Here is a 17,409-nt window from a genome sequence, read left to right on the forward strand (position 1 = left end):
GTCCAGCGTGAGCGATGACCACGAGAGCATCTTCGACGGCCTGGCCGGCGGGGACTCCACGCAGTGGGCGTTCGGCACGGACTTCGAGGACCCGCTGGCGGGCGTCGACACGTCCGTGCCCGAGGGGGTCGGCTCGGCCGAGCTGGCCGCGTACTGCCTGATGCTCGGCGACGACGCGCTGATCCTGTCGCAGCGGCTCGCGGAGTGGTGCAGCCGCGCGCCCGACCTGGAGGAGGACATCGCGCTCGCCAACGTGGCGCTCGACCTGCTCGGGCAGGCGCGCCTGCTGCTGGCGCGGGCGGCCGCGGCCGATCCCGGCGTGGCGCCCGCGCTTCCGGAGGGCTCGCCGGTGCCGCCGGAGGACGCGCTGGCGTTCTTCCGCGACGCCGGGCAGTTCAGGAACGTGTGGCTGGCCGAGGTCGAGAACGGCGACTTCGCGCACGTCGTCGTACGGCTGCTGCTGTTCTCGACGGCCCGGCTGGCGCTGCTGGAGCGGCTGGCCGCGAGCGTGGACACGGTGCTGGCCGCCGTCGCCGCCAAGGGCGTCAAGGAGGTCGCCTACCACCGGGACTGGGCGGGCCGCTGGTTCCTCACCCTGGCCCAGGGCACCGAGGAGTCGCGCCGCAGGCTCGACGCCGCGCTCGGCGAGCTGTGGCCGCTGCTGGCCGAGCTGGTCACCGCGCATCCCGTCGAGCTGACGCTCGCGCGGTCGGGGGTCGCCGTCGATCCCGCCGCGCTGCGCGCCGACGTGGACGCCGTGCTCGGCCAGGTGTTCGCCGTGAGCGGCGTGCCCCGTCCGGGTGGCCAGGGCGAGCCGGGCGGCGGCCGGGACGGCGGCCACACCCCGGCGCTGACCGTCCTGCTGGCCGACATGCAGTCGGTCGCCCGCGCCCACCCGGCAGGCCGCTGGTGAACGCCCGCGAGCACACCGGCCACGCGCCCCCGGACGCCCGCGAGCACCCTGGCCCCGTCCTCCCGGACGCCCGCGAGCGGGCCGTCCGGGTCGCCGAGCGGGTGCGGGATCCGGAGATGCCGATGCTCACGCTCGCCGACCTCGGCGTGCTGCGCGGCGTCGAGGTGGAGCCGGGGCCGGACGGCGAGGTCGTGGTCGCCTTCATCACGCCGACGTACACCGGCTGCCCGGCCATGGCGACCATGCGCGACGACCTCGTCCACGGGCTGCGGGAGGCGGGCTTCCCGCGGGTCGAGGTGCGCGTCGTGCTCGATCCGCCGTGGTCGAGCGACTGGATCTCCGAGCGTGGCAGGGCCGCCCTGCGCGCGTCCGGGCTGTCGGCGCCGGGACCGGCCCGCCGGACGTCCGGGCCGGTGCCGCTGACGCTCGGCCCGGTCAGGCCCGCCCCGGCCTGCCCGCGCTGCGGGTCGCGGGCCACCCGGCCGACCTCCGAGTTCGGCGCCACCGCCTGCAAGGCCCTCTACGCCTGCGCCGACTGCCTGGAACCGTTCGAGCATGTCAAGGAGATATGAGATGACCACGCTCGCGCCCGCGCCGGCCCGGGCGCACGCCGCCTTCCACCCGCTGACCGTGGCGGCGGTCGACCACCTGTGCGAGGACGCCGCCGCGATCACCTTCGCCGTGCCCGGCGAACTGCGCGAGGCGTACGCCTTCCGCGCCGGCCAGTCGCTCACCCTGCGCCGCTTCGTGGACGGCCGGGAGGAACGGCGGTCGTACTCGATCTGCGCCCCGGCCGGGGAGGCGCCGCGCATCGGCGTCCGGGAGATCCCGGACGGGCTCTTCTCCTCCTGGCTGGTCCGCGAGGTGCGGCCGGGGACGCGGATCGAGGTGCAGACCCCGACCGGCTCCTGGCAGGCCGACCCCGGCCTGGGCGAGCGGCACCTGTGCGTGGCCGCCGGTTCGGGCATCACCCCGATGATGTCGGTCGCCTCGACGGTGCTCGCCCATCCCGGCGCGCAGGTGTCTCTCCTGTACGGCAACCGGACCAGCCGGACCGTGATGTTCGCCGAGGAGCTCGGCGACCTGAAGAACCGGTACGGCCCCCGCTTCCAGCTCGTCCACGTGCTCTCCCGGGAGCCGCGCGACGTCGAGCTGTTCTCCGGCCGGCTGGACGGCGACCGGCTGCGGCGGATGTTCACCGAGCTGGTGCCGATCGAGACGTTCGACCACGTCTGGCTCTGCGGACCGCTGCTCATGGTCGAGGACGCCCGCCGGGTGCTGGCCGAGCTCGGCGTCCCGGCCGCGAACGTGCACGTCGAGCTCTTCTACGTCGACGCTCCCCCGCCGCGGCCGAGGCGTCCGGAGGGCGTGCCGGCCGGCGCGACGACCGTGCTGACGACGGTGCTCGACGGCAGGCGCACGACCGCCACCGTCTCGCGCGAGTCGACCCTGCTCGACGGCGCCCAGCAGACCCGCTCCGACCTGCCGTTCGCCTGCCGGGGCGGGGTCTGCGGCACGTGCCGGGCGGTGGTCCGCGAGGGCGCGGCGGACATGCGCCGCAACTACGCCCTCGAACCGGCCGAGGTGGAGGCGGGTTTCGTGCTCACCTGCCAGACCTTCCCGGCCGGCGACCATGTCACCGTGGACTACGACGCCTGATCCCCACACAGAGGAGCCTTCCGTGACCGAAGCCCGCGCTCCCCAGGCGGAGCGCCCATGACCCTCATCGTCGAGGAGGGCGCCGACCGGGTGGTGTGGCGGCTCAACCGGCCGCAGGTGCGCAACGCCATCGACCGGGAGCTGGTCGCCGCGCTGCACGAGGCGTGCGCCGCCGTCGAGGAGGAGCCGCGCGTCGTGCTGCTCACCGGCGAGGGCACGACCTTCGCCGCCGGGGCGGACATCGCCCAGCTCCGCGACCGGGACCGGGGCGACGCGCTGCGCGGCATCAACTCCAGGATCTTCGACCGGATCCACCGGCTGCCGATGCCGACCGTGGCCCTCGTGGACGGCTACGCCCTGGGCGGCGGCGCCGAGCTGGCCTACGCCTGCGACTTCCGGATCGGCACGCCGCGCACCCGGATCGGCAACCCGGAGACCGACCTCGGCATCCTGGCCGCCGCCGGGGCCGCCTGGCGGCTGGCCGAGCTGGTCGGGGAGCCGCTGGCCAAGGAGATCCTGCTGGCGGGCCGGGTGCTGACGGCCGAGGAGGCGCGGGCGGTCCACCTGCTCAACGACGTCGTGGAGCCGGAGGACCTGCTGGCCGCCGGTCACCGGCTCGCCGACCGCATCGCGGCGCGGGCGCCGCTGGCGACCCGGCTGACCAAGGCCGTCTTCCACGCCCCGCGCGCCGCGCACCCGTTCGTGGACGACCTGGCCCAGGCGGTCCTGTTCGAGACCGAGGAGAAACACGCGCGCATGACGGCGTTCCTGGACCGGCGGAAGGAGCCGCGCTCATGACCCGGCCATCGACACTCCCACAAATCGTCGGCGTCTTCGGCGGCGGGCGGATGGGGTCGGGGATCGCGCACGCCTTCCTCGCCGCCGGCAGCCACGTGATCGTCGTGGAGAGCGACCCGGCGACCGCCGCCCAGGCCCTGGAACGGGTGACCGGCAGCCTGGCCAAGGCGGCGGAGAAGGGCCGCCTGGGCAGCCCGCTCCAGGACGTCCTGTCCCGGCTGCGCACGACGTCCGACCCCGCCGAGCTGGGCCCGTGCGAGCTGGTCGTCGAGGCGGTGCCGGAGGACGCGGCGCTCAAGGCCCAGGTGTTCGCGCTGGTCGAACGGCAGGCGCCGGGCGCCGTGCTGGCCACGAACACCAGCAGCCTGTCGATCGGCAAGCTCGCGGCCGGCCTGACCGCGCCGGAGCGGCTCATCGGGCTGCACTTCTTCAACCCCGTCCCGGTCAGCGACCTCATCGAGGTCGTGGTGGGGCCGCGTACGGACCCCGAGCTGGTCGAGCGGGCCCAGGAGTGGACCGAGGCGCTGGGCAGGACGCCGGTCACGGTGGCCGACTCGCCGGGCTTCGCCAGCAGCCGGCTCGGCGTCTGCCTGGCCCTTGAGGCGATGCGGATGCTGGAGGAGGGCGTGGCGAGCGCGGCCGACATCGACACGGCCATGACCCTCGGCTACCGCCATCCGACGGGCCCGCTGCGCACCACCGACGTGGTGGGCCTGGACGTGCGGCTCGCGATCGCCGAGCACCTGGCCCGCGAGCTCGGGCCCCGGTTCGAGCCGCCGCGGATCCTGCGCGACCTGGTGGCCGCCGGGCATCTCGGCCGCAAGACGGGCAAGGGCTTCTACACCTGGTGAACCCTGATCAGCGTGCGTGCTTGGCCAGGCCGTCGAAGGCGATCGCGGTGACGGCGTCGGCGACCATCGCCCGGTCGTAGGCGCCGTCCGGGCGGTACCACTCCACCAGCGAGTTGACCATGCCGAACACCAGCCGGCTGACCAGCGCGGGCGGCACGTCGTCGCGCAGCGCGCCCTCGGCGACGGCGTCGGCGACCAGCGCGGCGAGGCGGTCGTCGAGCCAGCGGCGGCGTTCCAGGGCCGCCAGCTCGACCGGGCTGTTGCCGCGTACGCGCAGCAGGAGCGTGACGCTGGGCTGGTGGGCGACCAGCACCTCGACGCTGCGCCGCACGACCTCGCGCAGGCGTTCGTACGCGGTGCGGCCGGCGGCGTCGCGGGTGGCGGCGGTCAGGGCGGCGGTGAGCTCGTCGAGCGCGTCGTCGAGGGCCTGGCCGAGCAGCTGCTCCTTGCTCGTGACGTGGTGGTAGATGGCCGGCTTGGTCAGGCCGAGCTCCTTGGCCAGGTCTCCCATGCTGGTGGCGTCGTAGCCCCGGCGGTTGAACAGCTCCACCGCGGCGCGCAGGATCGCGGCCTGGTCGTAGCCGGGGCGGCCGCGCCCGCGGCGCGGGGCGGGCCCGGCGGGCTCGGTCGTCGTCACGAAAGCCAGCATCTCACGGCAGATCAGACGTCCTCCCCGAGGTGGCCACGCCCGGGACGCGGGGACGTTCGCGGGGTACATTCGTGCTGATCTTCTCCTGACCCCCGAGGAGTGAACCCTGTGACGTTGCCTGCCGACAGCCATGTGCACAGCGAGTGGTCCTGGGACACGGCGGGGGGTGACATGGAGCGCTCCTGCGCGCGGGCGGTGGAACTGGGCCTGCCCGCGATCGCGTTCACCGAGCACCTCGACCACACCGTCTGGACGGTCGACCCCGGCGCCCTCGACGGCTACGACCACCTGCTCGCGCTGACCACACCGGACGGGCACCTCACTCCCCCGGCCTTCGACGCCGCCGGCTACCTGGAGGCGGTCGAGCGGTGCCGCGGGCGCTTCCCCGGGCTGCGGATCCTGAGCGGCCTGGAGGTGGGCGAGCCGCACCGGCACGCCGAGGGAGTCGCCCGCGTGCTGGCCGCCGGACGGTTCGACCGGGTGCTCGGCTCCCTGCACTGCCTGCCCGCCGGCGACGGCTTCCGCGAGCCGCCCGGCCTGTACGCCCGCCGGGCCGCCGCCGAGGTCGTCCGGGAGTACCTGGCCGAGATCCCCGAGGTCGTGGCGGGCAGCGACGTGTTCGCCGTGCTGGCCCACGTCGACTACCCGGTGCGGTACTGGCCGCGGGCGGCCGGGCCGTTCGACCCGGCCGACTTCGAGGAGGAGTTCCGGCACGCGCTGCGGGCGACCGCCGGGTCGGGCCGGGCGCTGGAGATCAACACGGTCGTGCCGCTGGACGCGACGCTGCTGCGGTGGTGGCGCGAGGAGGGCGGCCAGGCCGTGACGTTCGGCAGCGACGCCCACGAGCCGTCCGTCGTCGCGCGCCGGTTCCGGGAGGCGGCGGAGCTGGCCCGGGCGCACGGCTTCCGCCCGGGCCGGGACCCGTACGGCTTCTGGGGCCGTACGGGGTGACCCCTACCGTTCCACCAGGCGCGCCCTGATCAGGGCGAGGTCGGCCGGTGGCAGGCCGCCGGCCAGCAGGTACGCCTCCGCGCCGCCGTGCCGGCCGTCCAGGTGGGCCAGGGCGGCGAGCATGGTGTCCGCGGTGACCTCGGCGAACAGGCGCGACGACCTGTCCCGTACGGCGTCGTCGTCCAGGGCGGCGAGGTGGTCGTCGAGGCGCAGGCAGACGGCGGTGACGGCGTAGTCGGCGGCGATGTCCTGACGGGAGACGCCGGCCAGCGAGAGGGCCAGCGCCACCGCGAGCCCGGTGCGGTCCTTGCCGGAATGGCAGTGCAGCAGGACGCCTCCGGCCGGCGCGTGGGCGACGGCCGACAGGACGGCGGCGAACCGGCGGGCTCCCCGGTCGAGGATCACCCGGTAGATGCCGGGCAGGGTGTCGTCCAGCGCCTCCAGGACGTCGTCCTCGTCCCGCAGGACGGGCAGGTGGCGGCGGCCCGGCACGGCGGGGCCCGGGTCGGCCCGGCACTCGGCGGCCAGCCGGAGGTCGGCGACGAGCCGCACGCCGTGGGCCCGCAGCGCCGGGACGGCCGTGCTCCTCGGCCGGTCGCCGCGCACCAGCGCGCCCCAGCGGACGCGGCCGCCGTCCGTGGTCGGCAGGCCGCCGAGGTCCCGCACGTTCTCGCAGCCGGGCCAGCTCAGCACCCGCCCGCCCGCCGACGGCTCCAGGGGCGTCATGCGAGGTCCCGCAGATTGCTGGTCCAGGCGTCGACGGTGGCCTGCCACTCCTTCGGGTCCTCCGGGCGTCCCGGCACGCCGGGCCGGGTCTGCCACGGCAGCGGCCCCGACTCCCGCCGGTACTCCACCCCGATCGCCTCCAGCCTCGGCAGGTGTGCCGCCAGCCGGGCGCGGAAGTCCTCCAGGTCGCGCGCGGCCGTCGCCCAGACGGTCTCGGCGAAGGCCGCCAGCCGGGGGAAGACCATGTAGTCGATGCGCCGGTTGGAGTCGATCAGCTCCGTCCAGACCCCGCACTGCGCGCCCAGAACCCGTTCCGCAGCGGGGTCGCCGCGCAGCTCCCGCGGGACGGGCTCGAAGGCGTAGACGTCCTCCAGGGTGAGCACGGTCCCGAACGGCACCGGCTCGTCCTCCCCGGCCCCTTGGCGGTAGTCGAGGTAGACCTGGGTGTTGGAGCAGTTGACGACGTCGTGCCCGCGCCGGGCGGCGGCCACCGCGCCGAGCTCGCCGCGCCAGGACGCCACCACCGCCCCCGGCGCCAGGCCGCCCTCCAGGATCTCGTCCCAGCCGACCAGCCGGCGGCCGCGTCCGGTCAGGAAGTCGTCGAACCGGTGGATGAACCAGCTCTGCAGCTCCTCCTCGTCCCGCAGCCCCAGCTCCCGGATCCGGCGCTGGGCGGACGGGCTCTCCCGCCACTGGTCCTTACGGCACTCGTCGCCGCCCACGCACACGTACGGGCTGGGGAACAGCTCCAGCACCTCCTCCAGGACGTCGCGGAAGAAGGCGATGGTGGCGTCCTCGGCGTTGAGCACGTTGCGGCCGACGCCCCAGGTGGTGCGGACCTCCGGAGCCGTGCCGAGGTTGCCCAGCTCGGGGTGGGCGGCGATGGCGGCCTGCGTGTGCCCGGGCAGGTCGATCTCGGGCACGACGGTGACGTGGCGGGCCGCGGCGTAGGCGACGATCTCCCTGATGTCGTCCTGGGTGTAGAAGCCGCCGTGCGGGCGGCCGTCCATGGCGCCGTTCCAGCCGGTCCGGCTCTCCCGGCGCCACGCGCCGACCTCGGTCAGGCGGGGGTACCGGCGGATCTCCAGCCGCCAGCCCTGGTCGTCGGTGAGGTGCAGGTGCAGGACGTTGAGCTTGTGCAGGGCCATCAGATCGATGAACCTCAGCAGGTCGTGCTTCGTCATGAAATGCCGGGCGACGTCGAGGAGGCAGCCGCGCCAGCCGAAGCGCGGCTCGTCCTCGATGTACGTGCCCGGCGCGACGAGGGGTTCCGTGCCCGGCGTCCGGCGGAAGGCGGCGGCGGGCAGGAGCTGGCGGAAGGTCTGCGCGCCGTAGAAGGCCCCGGCGGGCCCGCCCGCGTCGATGGCCACGCCGTCGTCGCCCACGCTCAGCCGGTACGCCTCCGGCCCGAGGCCCTCGCCGAGCCCCAGGGTGATCGTCCCCGGGCCCGGCGTGCCGGGCAGCAGCTCACCTCCGGCGACCTGGCTGAGCTCGGCCCGCAGCCAGGCGGCCACCCCGGCGAGCGCCGGATCGGCGGTGAGCGCCGTGCTCGCGTCGAGGACGAACCTCCCGCGCCTGGTCCCGTGCCTGACCGGCCTGGGAACGATCTTCAAGTGGATCTCCTCACTGCCAGACGATGGCGGAGCGAGCCGGACTTTACGAAGGAGCCCTTCATTAATAGCATCGGCATTTCTGAGGTTCAACGCCCAATTTCGTGGAGTTCACCTGAGGGACGGCCGCTGGGATAATCTGTGTTTACAGAGGAGACCTACGTTAAGGACGGCGATGGCGGATCTACGCGGCGGCGACCTGTCACGGCTGCGACAGCTCAACTCGCTGACCGCCATCCGGGCGCTGCGCCGGGCCGGGCCGCTCACGCTGTCGGCGCTGGCCGAGCGTACGGGGTTGTCGCGCCCGTCCATGAAGGAGGTCGCCGGCGAGCTGATGGACCTGGGCTGGGTGGAGGAGGTCCCGCCGAGCCCCGGCTCGATGGGCCGGCCGGCCCGCCGCTACCGCTTCCGCGCCGACAGCGGCTACCTGGTGGGCGTCGACGTGGGCGGCCACAACGTGCGCGCCGCCCTGGCCGACCTCGACGGCGAGATCCTGGCCGAGACCCGGCAGCCGGTGCTGCCGGACGCGCCGCTGGAGGAGCGCCTGGCCGCGATCGAGCGGGCCGTCTCCGGCTGCCTGGCGCTCGGCCGCGTCCCGGTGTCCGACCTGTGGACGATCGCCGTCGGCACGATCGGCGTGATCGACGTCGAGGGCCGGGTCATCTACTCGGCCGCCGTCCCCGCCTGGCGCGACCTCGACCTGGCGGGCCGGATCCGCGAGATGTTCCCCTGCCAGGTGCTGATCGAGAACGACAGCCGCCTGGCGGCCATGGCCGAGACCAGGCGGGGCGTCGCCCAGGACGCCAGGGACGTGGTGTTCCTGCACGTCGGCAGGCGCATGGGAGCCGGGCTGATCATCGGCGGCAAGGTCCACAGGGGGTTCGGGGCGGCGGCCGGGGAGATCGCCATGCTGCCCGAGTCCCGCTGGTTCGACGCGCCCGAGCACCTCAACTCGTGCGCGGCCGTCCCCGAGGGCACGCCGCCGGAGGACGCGGCCGGCTGCACGCTGGCCGCCGCCAGGAACGGCGACCCGGTCGCGCTGGAGGCCGTCGGGCGCTACCTCGACGACCTGGCCGTGGGCACGGCGGCCATGGTGCTCGTCCTCGATCCGCAGGTCGTGGTGCTGGGCGGCGGGTTCTCACGCTCGGCGGACGTGCTGCTCGGGCCGCTGCGCGACCGGCTGGAGCGGCGGTGCATGCGCATGCCGGAGGTGCGGGCGTCCACGCTGGGCGACGAGTGCGTGGTGACAGGCGCGATCGAGTACGCCGTCGACCATCTCGACGACCGGCTCTTCACCCCCGAACACGGCCCGCTCCCCCTCACCCGCTGACGTCCGGGGCACGCTGATTGCACGATTTCTGCAATCGGTTGTTGCAGAAACAGCGGCATCACCAGGCAGAACACCGAGCGCGTTTGCAGTTTTACCTGAATGTGTTGACCTTTCATCGGCATGAAGCCACTGTTACTGCAACCGGTTGGCACCAGCTCGCGCGGCACACCCCCCTTCCACTCCTCCATCGAAACGGAGCTGGACGTGCGTAAGAACCAACCCTCGGCGACAAGGCCGGCGGTCGTGCTGATCACCGGCCTGCTCACCGCGGTCGCCCTGGTCGCCGTACTGAACACGCCCGCGTCGGCGGCCCCCGCCGGCGGGAACTACACGCTGGTCAACGGCGGCAGCGGCCTGTGCGCCACCGTGCCGGGTCAGAGCACCGGCGCAGGCGTGCAGCTCGCGCAGAACGCCTGCGCCGAGTCCGCCGGGCAGGTCTTCACCCTCACCGCCGCCGGGAGCGGCTACCAGGTCAAGGCCGCGCACAGCGGCAGGTGCGCCGGCGTCCGCGACGCCTCCACCAGCGCGGGCAAGCCCGTGCAGCAGGAGACCTGTACGGGCGCCGCCTCCCAGACCTGGCAGCTCACCGCCGCCGGCAGCGCGTACCGGATCGTCAACGCCAACGGCGGAAAGTGCCTCAACGTCAAGGACGACTCCACCTCCCCGGGCGCGCTGCTGCAGCAGAACTCCTGCGACTCGGCCGCCACCAAGCAGTGGACCCTGAAGCCCGCGGGCGGCGGCCCCACGACCACCCCCACACCGACCCCCACACCGACCCCGACCGTCACGCCCACCGTCCCGCCCGCCGGCGCCCTGTACGTGTCCCCGAACGGCAGGGACGGCGCGACCGGCACCCGGTCCGACCCGACGACGCTCACCTCCGCCATCACCCGCGTCGCGGCGGGCGGCACGATCTACCTGCGCGGCGGCACGTACGCCTTCTCGCAGACGGTCACCATCGCGCCGGGCAACGACGGCACCGCCTCGGCCCGCAAGAAGCTGTCGGCCTACCCCGGCGAGACGCCGGTGCTGAACTTCGCGGCCCAGAGCGAGGACCCGGCCAACCGGGGGCTCGCCGTCAACGGCTCGTACTGGCACCTGTACGGCATCACCGTCGAGCGCGCCGGCGACAACGGCATCTTCGTCGGCGGCAGCGACAACATCGTCGAACGCTCGGAGACCCGGTTCAACCGCGACACCGGGCTGCAGCTCTCCCGCATCGCCTCCGACACGCCGCAGAGCCGGTGGCCGTCCCGCAACCTCGTCCTGAGCACGGTCTCGCACGACAACGCCGACTCCGACGGCGAGGACGCCGACGGCTTCGCCGCCAAGCTGACCGTCGGGCCCGGCAACGTCTTCCGCTACGCGGTGTCCCGCAACAACATCGACGACGGCTGGGACCTCTACACCAAGCCCGACACCGGCCCGATAGGCCCGGTCACCGTCGAGGACTCCCTGTCCTACGGCAACGGCACGCTCAGCGACGGCAGCCAGGCCGGGAACGGCGACCGCAACGGCTACAAGCTGGGCGGCGAGGACATCAAGGTCGACCACGTCGTCCGGCGCAACATCGCCTACCGCAACGGCAAGCACGGCTTCACCTACAACCGCAACCCCGGCACGATGACGATCGCCGGGAACGTCAGCATCGACAACACCGAGCGCAATTTCTCCTTCGACGCGGGCACCTCGGTGTTCCGCGACAACACCTCGTGCCGCTCGGGCGGCGGCGCCAACGACAAGATCGTCGGTGACGCCGACGCGTCCGACCAGTTCTGGTCCGGCTCGAACGGGTCCCGCTGCTCCGCCTACGGCGGCGCCCTGAACTGGTCCTTCGCCGCGGACGGCCGCCTGGTGGTGACCTTCGGCGGCGTCCCGGTCGTCCCGGCGGGCTGACCGGCCACCCCACAGGTCCGGGACCTCGCGCGGGGTCCCGGACCTTCGGCGTGCCGGTGGGGTAAACGAGGCGGAAGTGGAAAAGGTGGCCTTGTGAGGGCCTCCCGGTGAGGCCACCGCTTCCCGTACGAAGAAAGAGGAGACGCCATGCCGTCTTCCGCCCTGCACCGTTCCATCCAGGTCGCCGAGCCCGGCGGCGCCATGGCGCAGACCGCGGCGCCGACCCGCGAACCGGGCCCCGGCCAGGTGCGGATCACCGTCGAGGCGTGCGGGGTGTGCCACTCCGACGCGCTGATCATCGGCGGCGCGATCCCGGGCACCGCCTTCCCCGTCACGCCGGGGCACGAGATCGCCGGACGCGTCGACGCGATCGGCGACGGCGTCGCGGGCTGGTCCGTGGGCGACCGGGTGGCGGTCGGCTGGTACGGCGGGAGCTGCGGCCACTGCGACGCCTGCCGGGAGGGCGACGGCGTGCTCTGCCCCGAGCTGCGGGTGCCGGGCGCCGCCTATCCCGGCGGGTTCGCCGACTCCGTCGTGGTGCCGGCCGTCGCCCTGGCCGCGATCCCCGGCGAGCTGACGGCGGCGCAGGCGGCGCCCCTGGCCTGCGCGGGCGTGACCGTGTTCAACGCGCTGCGGCGCAGCTCGGCGCGGCCGGGCGACACCGTCGCGATCCTCGGGCTGGGCGGCCTGGGACATCTGGGCGTGCAGTTCGCGGCCAAGATGGGCTTCGAGACGGTCGCGATCGCGCGCGGCGGCGACAAGGAGCCGCTGGCACGCGAGCTCGGCGCCGCCCACTACGTCGACGCCGCCGCCGAGAAGGCGGCCGACGCGCTGGCGGCGCGCGGCGGGGCCAAGGTGGTGCTGGCGACGGTGACCAGCTCGGCGGCGATGTCCGGCACGATCGACGGGCTGGGCCGGCGCGGCGAGCTCATCACCGTAGGCATCGACACCGAACCGCTCACCGTCACGCCTCTCCAGCTCGTCGGCGGCGCCCGCCGGGTCTACGGGCACGCCTCCGGCATCGCCGTGGACACCCAGGACACGATGAGGTTCGCCGCCCTGAGCGGCGTGCGGGCCTGGACGGAGGAGGTGCCGCTGGAGGAGGCCGCGACGGCGTACCAGCGGATGTTGTCCGGTCAGGCGCGCTTCCGCATGGTCCTGACCACCGGCAACTGAGCGGCGGCGAGCCATGACCGAGTCCTACGACCCGCGCCGCACGGCGGTGCTGCTGGTCGATCCGTACAACGACTTCATCTCCGAGGGCGGCAAGGTGTGGCCGCGGCTGGAGCCGGTGGCGCAGGCGATCGGCCTGCTGGACAACCTGCGCGCGGTGATCGCCGCGGCGCGGGCGGCCGGGGTGCGGGTGGTGTTCGTCCCGCACCGCCGCTGGGAGCCGGGCGACTACGAGAGCTGGGCCCATCCGAACCCGACGCAGCACGGCATCCAGGAGCGGCACACCTTCGCCCGCGGCTCCTGGGGCGGGGAGTTCCATCCGGACCTCCAGCCGCAGGAGGACGACGTCGTCGCGCACGAGCACTGGGCGCAGAGCGGGTTCGCCAACACCGACCTGGACCTCCAGCTCCGGCAGCGCGGTGTCACGCACGTGGTGGCCGTCGGCGTGCTGGCCAACACCTGCGTCGAGTCCACCGGGCGGTTCGCCATGGAGCTGGGCTACCACGTGACGCTGGTGCGCGACGCGACCGCCGCCTACCTGCCGGAGATGTTGCACGCCGCCCACGAGCTGAACGGCCCCACCTTCGCCCATGCCATCCTCACCACGGAGGAGCTGGTCACGGCGTTCGCCCGAGGCTGACGGGGGCTACGGGGTCAGCGGGTGGCCGGGCGGGTGGCCGTCCAGTAGGAGCGGGTCATCTCGGTGGCCAGGCCGAGCACGACGAGCCCGACGATCCCGTGGTACCAGCGCCAGCCGACGCCGAGGCCGACGAACCCGTCCAGGATCATGATGCCCGCGCCCCCGCCGACGGCCGCCAGCATCACGGCCAGGGCGGCGAGCACCACGCCTCTCGGCAGCCGGCGGCCCACGGCGGTGACCGTGGCCAGGACGAGGCACGCCCCCAGCACCCCGGAGGCCGCCGCGAACCCCTGCGCCAGGGACGGGTCCAGGAAGTAGCGCGCGGCCTCGGCCGCCGGCACGGGCGGCCCACCGGGGAACCCGAGCCTGCCCTGCACGGCGAAGACGGCCTTGCCCGCCGCGTACCCGAGCATCAGCGCCGCCAGCCCGTACGCCGGCCAGCGCCGCGGACGATGTGAGTCAACCATGCCCGCCACGCTAGGCATCCCCCGCCGCACCGCCCTCCCCTTCACGCGTGACCTCCCTCCCCCGCCAGAGGGATTCCTGGGCCCTGGCTCCGTCCGTCGAGGCCCCCCTGCAACGCGTCCCCTGAGGCGCGGCGGTTCGACAGCCGGAATTCATGCCATTCTTCTTCCGGAAATTCAGGGCTATCGTTTCGCCATCTCACGGATTCAATGTCCGGACATTTCCGTTTCCGGCGTTAATTCATTCCTATGGAGGTGGCTTCATGCCTGCAGGGTTGTGGAGAATCTCGGGCGCGCTCGTGCTCGCCGTACCGCTGGCCGTGGCGCCCTCCGTCGCGGCGAGCGCGGCGGACCCGCCGTCGGTGGTGATCGACTCCTCCGAGTCCGCCCCCGGCCTGGTACGGCTGACCGGCCGCTTCACCTCCGCCTACGACGTGTCGGTCGTGGTGGACGGCGAACGCACAGACCGGGCCAAGGTCACCGACCCCGACGCCGACGACACCGGAACCTGGTCCTACGACCTCGACACCAGCGCCCTGGACGGCGAGATCGAGGTCTACGCCAAGGCCACGGCCGCCGACACCCGCTACGGCGCCTGGTCGCCGCCGCTGACCCTGCGCGTGGACAACCCGCGGGCCAGAGCCCCGCGCGTGGCGATCGCCGAGCCCGCCGACGGAGCCCGGCTCACCCGTCCCACGCCGGTCCGGGTGGACGTGGCCGGCGCGGACGTGCGCACGGTCCGGGTCCGCGTCAACGGCGGCCCCTGGCAGCGTGCCGCCGGCGCGGCAGGGCGCTACGTCACGCTGGTGAACCCGGCGCGGTACGGCGACGTCATGGCGAGCCTGGAGGCGGAGGCGGTCGACGCGCGCGGCCACGTGTCCAGGTCGTCCACCACGTACGTGGCGCTGGGCGCGGCGCGGAAACGCGGCGCGGTGCCGCACCGGCAGGACCGGGCGATGTGGATCTGGGAGAAGGCGTCCTACAACCTGGTGCTCAACCCGGGTTCGCGCCGCCTGCTGGAGACCGTCCTGCCCGCCGGATCGGCGCTCTACCTGGGCGTGGACACCTACGCCGGGCGCGACATGCTGGAGGACGCGCGTCCGGAGCTGCGCGACCTGGTGGCCTGGGCGCACGGCCGGGGCATGAAGGTGCACGCCACCGTGGCCGGCGGGACCCGGCCGCCGTACCTGGGCGCGCTGGCCCGCTACCGCGAGCGCGCCGTCGGGGAGATGGAGCGGGTCCTCGACTACAACCTGTCCTCCAAGCCGGACGAGCGCTTCGACGGGATCAACGTCGACATCGAGCCGTACAGCCTGCCGTGGTTCACCAGCGGCAAGCCCGACGTGCAGATCCAGTGGCTGGACACGCTGCGCGCGATGATCGCCCGCCGGGACGCCTCCGGCCAGCCGCTGCTGTTCGGCCCGGCCGTGCCGCGCTGGCTGGACACCTCCGCCTGCTGCACGGACATCACGTACGGCGGGAACACCCGCACCCTGGCCGAGCACGTCCAGGACCTCAGCGACTACATCGCGATCATGGACTACCGCGACCAGGCGGACGGCGGCGTCGGCATCATCGCGCAGGCGGCCGGCGAGCTGGCCTACGCCGAGCGCATCGGCAAGCCGCTGTCGGTCGTGGTCGGCGTGGAGACGCTGGACATCGCGACCAGCGGCGACCCGTCCAGCATCACCTTCCGTGAGGAGGGCAGGAACGCGCTGGAGGCCGAGCTGGCCAAGGTCTCCCAGGCGTTCGCGGGCAGCCCGGCCTACGCCGGGATCGCGCTGCACCACTACGACTCCTACCGGGAGCTGCCCACGGTCTGGGGCCCCTCGGCCGAGTGGCCCGACCCGCCCGCCGACTCAGGGCCGCCCACGGGCGTGGCGTCGCCGCCGCGGGCCGTCGCGTTCGACCACGCCACGGTGGACCTGACGTACGGGCGGGCGCGCGATGACACCGAGGTCGCCCACTACGAGGTGCACCGCTCGACCGAGCCGGACTTCACCCCCGGCCCCGGCACGCTCGCCGGGAAGGCGCGCGGCCTCACCCACACCGACACCGGCCTGCTGCCCGGCACCGCCTACCACTACCGGATCGTCCCGGTGGACGTGGCCGGGCACCGCGGGCCGCCCTCCGCCCCGGTCACCGTGACGACCGGCGCGACGGCCCTGCGTCCCATGGTCGTGGAGTCGATGGCGGTGACCGTGGAGGGCGGCGCGGCCCGCGTACGGCTGCGCGTGGTGGACAAGGAGAGCGGGCAGCCGGTGGCGGCCACGGTGCGCGGGCGGTTCACCTTCTCCGCCGGCCGCTACGTGACGGTCGCCGCGGGCGCCGACGGCTGGGCCACCGCGACGTCGGAGGCGCTGAAGCAGCCGACCGGCGAGGTCGGCTTCGCCGGTCACCGCCTGACCGCCCCGGGCCACTACTGGGCCGCCGCCTACGACCGCGACAAGGACGCCGCGGCCCGCTGGTGACCCCCGAAAGGATGGAATTCATTCCTAATATGCCGCCGATAACGGAGTGAATTTAGGGTTGACATTACTTCAGAATGACGAGAAGAATCCCGTTATGGAGCCACCTGAAGGAATGAATTCCCTCCCCAGGGGAAGGCGATTCCGCACCCTCGCGGCACGCCTGCGGCAGGAGATCGTGCAGGGCCGCTGGCCGGTCGGCGGCAGGCTGCCGACCGAGTCCGAGCTGGCGCAGACCTACTCGGTCGGGGTCAACACCGTGCGCCGCGCGGTCGACCTCCTGGTCGAGGAGGGGCTCGTCCGCCGCCGGCAGGGGTCGGGCACCTTCGTCACCAGCTCCGTCACCCCGGGGGCCAGGCCGCGTCTCATCGGCGCGCTCGTCCCGTCGAACACCTACTACTTCCCGCAGGTCGTCCAGGGCATCGAGCGGGCGGCCACCGCCGCCGGCGTGCAGCTCGTGCTGGCCTGCTCCAACTACGACCCCGACGTCGAGGCCGGGCAGATCCAGCAGCTCGTCGACGTCGGCGTGGCCGGGCTGCTGCTGGTGCCCAACCTGCACCTCACCGCCGACCCCGACGCCCACCTGGCCCGCCTGCGCGGGCTGCCGGTGCCGTACGTGCTGGTGGAGCGCCGGCCGGCCGACCCCCGCCCGGCCGACCCGACCTCCTACGTCTGCACCGACGTGCACGGCGGCGGCTACGCCGCCGTGCAGCACCTGAGCGGGCTCGGCCGCAGCCGGATCGGCTACCTCGGCCGGCTCGGCACAGCCAGCTCCGAGCAGGTCTTCGCGGGATACCGCCAGGCCGTCGCCGACCTCGGGCTTCCGGAGATCCCGGAGGCCGTGGCCAGGCAGCCCGTCTGGACCGGCCCCGACATGCTGGCCTACGCCAACACGCTGGTCACCGAGAAGGTGCGCGCGGTGGTGTGCCTCGGCGACCGCGAGGCCACCGCGCTCCTGCCCTACCTGCGCCGGGTCGGCCTGACCGTGCCCGACGACATCGCCGTCGTCGCCTACGACGACGAGGTCGCCGACCTGTCGGAGGTGCCGCTCACCGCGGTCTCGCCGCCCAAGGCGGAGGTCGGCCGCATGGCGACCGAGCTGCTGCTGCGCCGGATCGAGCTCGGCGCCGCCGCCCCGGTCTGCCGGGTCGTGCTGCAGCCCCGCCTGGCCGTCCGCGCCTCCTGCGGAGCCGCCTCCGGCAGCCTGGTCGAGGTCCGCGTCCCGACGTGACGCCGGCGTCCCCCTCACCCCCCTTCCCCCCTCTTCGTTCCTGTTGGAGG

Annotated in this window: 16 protein-coding genes; 12 read left to right on the forward strand and 4 right to left on the reverse strand. The window is 73.9% G+C overall.

All coding sequences use genetic code 11. The features are described from left to right. The first annotated feature begins 7 nt into the window (after positions 1–7). The 5 genes from paaC to ACWCSU_RS27790 all read left to right on the forward strand — a co-directional run bounded on the left by paaC (position 8) and on the right by ACWCSU_RS27790 (position 4,221). Positions 8–913 (forward strand): 1,2-phenylacetyl-CoA epoxidase subunit PaaC, encoded by a 906-nt coding sequence (gene paaC / locus ACWCSU_RS27770; protein ID WP_449938743.1) that lies wholly within the window; start codon positions 8–10, stop codon positions 911–913. A gap of 101 nt (positions 914–1,014) precedes the next feature. Then, on the forward strand, positions 1,015–1,485 hold the full coding sequence (gene paaD, locus ACWCSU_RS27775) for a 1,2-phenylacetyl-CoA epoxidase subunit PaaD (RefSeq protein WP_449938894.1): 471 nt from the start codon (positions 1,015–1,017) through the stop codon (positions 1,483–1,485). Position 1,486: 1 nt separating this feature from the next. Beyond that, a complete protein-coding gene (gene paaE, locus ACWCSU_RS27780; RefSeq protein WP_449938745.1) occupies positions 1,487–2,572 on the forward strand; it encodes a 1,2-phenylacetyl-CoA epoxidase subunit PaaE in 1,086 nt (361 codons plus the stop codon). 57 nt (positions 2,573–2,629) lie between these two features. Then, complete coding sequence (locus ACWCSU_RS27785; protein WP_449938748.1) at positions 2,630–3,370, forward strand: enoyl-CoA hydratase/isomerase family protein; 741 nt, start codon at positions 2,630–2,632, stop codon at positions 3,368–3,370. Beyond that, the gene (locus ACWCSU_RS27790) at positions 3,367–4,221 is read left to right on the forward strand and encodes a 3-hydroxyacyl-CoA dehydrogenase family protein (RefSeq protein ID WP_357695533.1); all 855 of its coding nucleotides are present in this window, start codon (positions 3,367–3,369) and stop codon (positions 4,219–4,221) included. Before ACWCSU_RS27785 ends, ACWCSU_RS27790 begins: the two co-directional genes overlap by 4 nt. Before the next feature lie 7 nt (positions 4,222–4,228). Here the strand turns inward: ACWCSU_RS27790 and ACWCSU_RS27795 are convergent, their stop codons facing one another. After that, entirely contained in the window at positions 4,229–4,858 is a 630-nt protein-coding gene (locus ACWCSU_RS27795; protein ID WP_357695531.1) for a TetR/AcrR family transcriptional regulator, read from the reverse strand. 120 nt (positions 4,859–4,978) lie between these two features. Here ACWCSU_RS27795 and ACWCSU_RS27800 point away from each other — a divergent pair, with 120 nt between their 5' ends. Beyond that, positions 4,979–5,821, forward strand: coding sequence for a PHP domain-containing protein (locus tag ACWCSU_RS27800; protein WP_357695528.1), 843 nt, complete (start codon positions 4,979–4,981; stop codon positions 5,819–5,821). A 3-nt stretch (positions 5,822–5,824) separates the two neighbouring features. Here the strand turns inward: ACWCSU_RS27800 and ACWCSU_RS27805 are convergent, their stop codons facing one another. Next, on the reverse strand, positions 5,825–6,547 hold the full coding sequence (locus tag ACWCSU_RS27805; protein WP_449938749.1) for a tyrosine-protein phosphatase: 723 nt from the start codon (positions 6,545–6,547) through the stop codon (positions 5,825–5,827). Then, positions 6,544–8,160 carry a beta-N-acetylhexosaminidase gene (locus ACWCSU_RS27810; RefSeq protein WP_449938750.1) on the reverse strand — a complete coding sequence of 539 codons (1,617 nt, stop codon included), beginning with the start codon at positions 8,158–8,160 and terminating at the stop codon, positions 6,544–6,546. The genes ACWCSU_RS27805 and ACWCSU_RS27810 overlap by 4 nt, the downstream gene beginning before the upstream one ends. Before the next feature lie 172 nt (positions 8,161–8,332). Here ACWCSU_RS27810 and ACWCSU_RS27815 point away from each other — a divergent pair, with 172 nt between their 5' ends. The 4 genes from ACWCSU_RS27815 to ACWCSU_RS27830 all read left to right on the forward strand — a co-directional run bounded on the left by ACWCSU_RS27815 (position 8,333) and on the right by ACWCSU_RS27830 (position 13,196). Next, on the forward strand, positions 8,333–9,487 hold the full coding sequence (locus tag ACWCSU_RS27815; RefSeq protein ID WP_357695524.1) for an ROK family transcriptional regulator: 1,155 nt from the start codon (positions 8,333–8,335) through the stop codon (positions 9,485–9,487). Positions 9,488–9,691: 204 nt separating this feature from the next. After that, positions 9,692–11,383 carry an RICIN domain-containing protein gene (locus tag ACWCSU_RS27820; protein WP_449938753.1) on the forward strand — a complete coding sequence of 564 codons (1,692 nt, stop codon included), beginning with the start codon at positions 9,692–9,694 and terminating at the stop codon, positions 11,381–11,383. Between the two features lie 147 nt (positions 11,384–11,530). Beyond that, positions 11,531–12,559, forward strand: coding sequence for an alcohol dehydrogenase catalytic domain-containing protein (locus ACWCSU_RS27825; protein ID WP_449938755.1), 1,029 nt, complete (start codon positions 11,531–11,533; stop codon positions 12,557–12,559). Positions 12,560–12,572: 13 nt separating this feature from the next. Beyond that, positions 12,573–13,196 (forward strand): cysteine hydrolase, encoded by a 624-nt coding sequence (locus ACWCSU_RS27830; RefSeq protein WP_357695517.1) that lies wholly within the window; start codon positions 12,573–12,575, stop codon positions 13,194–13,196. Between the two features lie 14 nt (positions 13,197–13,210). On the opposite strand, the gene ACWCSU_RS27835 is transcribed toward ACWCSU_RS27830, so the two are convergent. After that, complete coding sequence (locus tag ACWCSU_RS27835; RefSeq protein ID WP_449938756.1) at positions 13,211–13,663, reverse strand: hypothetical protein; 453 nt, start codon at positions 13,661–13,663, stop codon at positions 13,211–13,213. Positions 13,664–13,923: 260 nt separating this feature from the next. Here ACWCSU_RS27835 and ACWCSU_RS27840 point away from each other — a divergent pair, with 260 nt between their 5' ends. Further along, positions 13,924–16,131, forward strand: a complete 2,208-nt coding sequence (locus tag ACWCSU_RS27840; protein WP_449938757.1) for a hypothetical protein — start codon at positions 13,924–13,926, stop codon at positions 16,129–16,131. 112 nt (positions 16,132–16,243) lie between these two features. Further along, positions 16,244–17,359, forward strand: a complete 1,116-nt coding sequence (locus ACWCSU_RS27845) for a GntR family transcriptional regulator (protein ID WP_357695511.1) — start codon at positions 16,244–16,246, stop codon at positions 17,357–17,359. Positions 17,360–17,409: the final 50 nt, after the last annotated feature.

The sequence above is a fragment of the Nonomuraea sp. NPDC001699 genome (genome assembly GCF_053596455.1).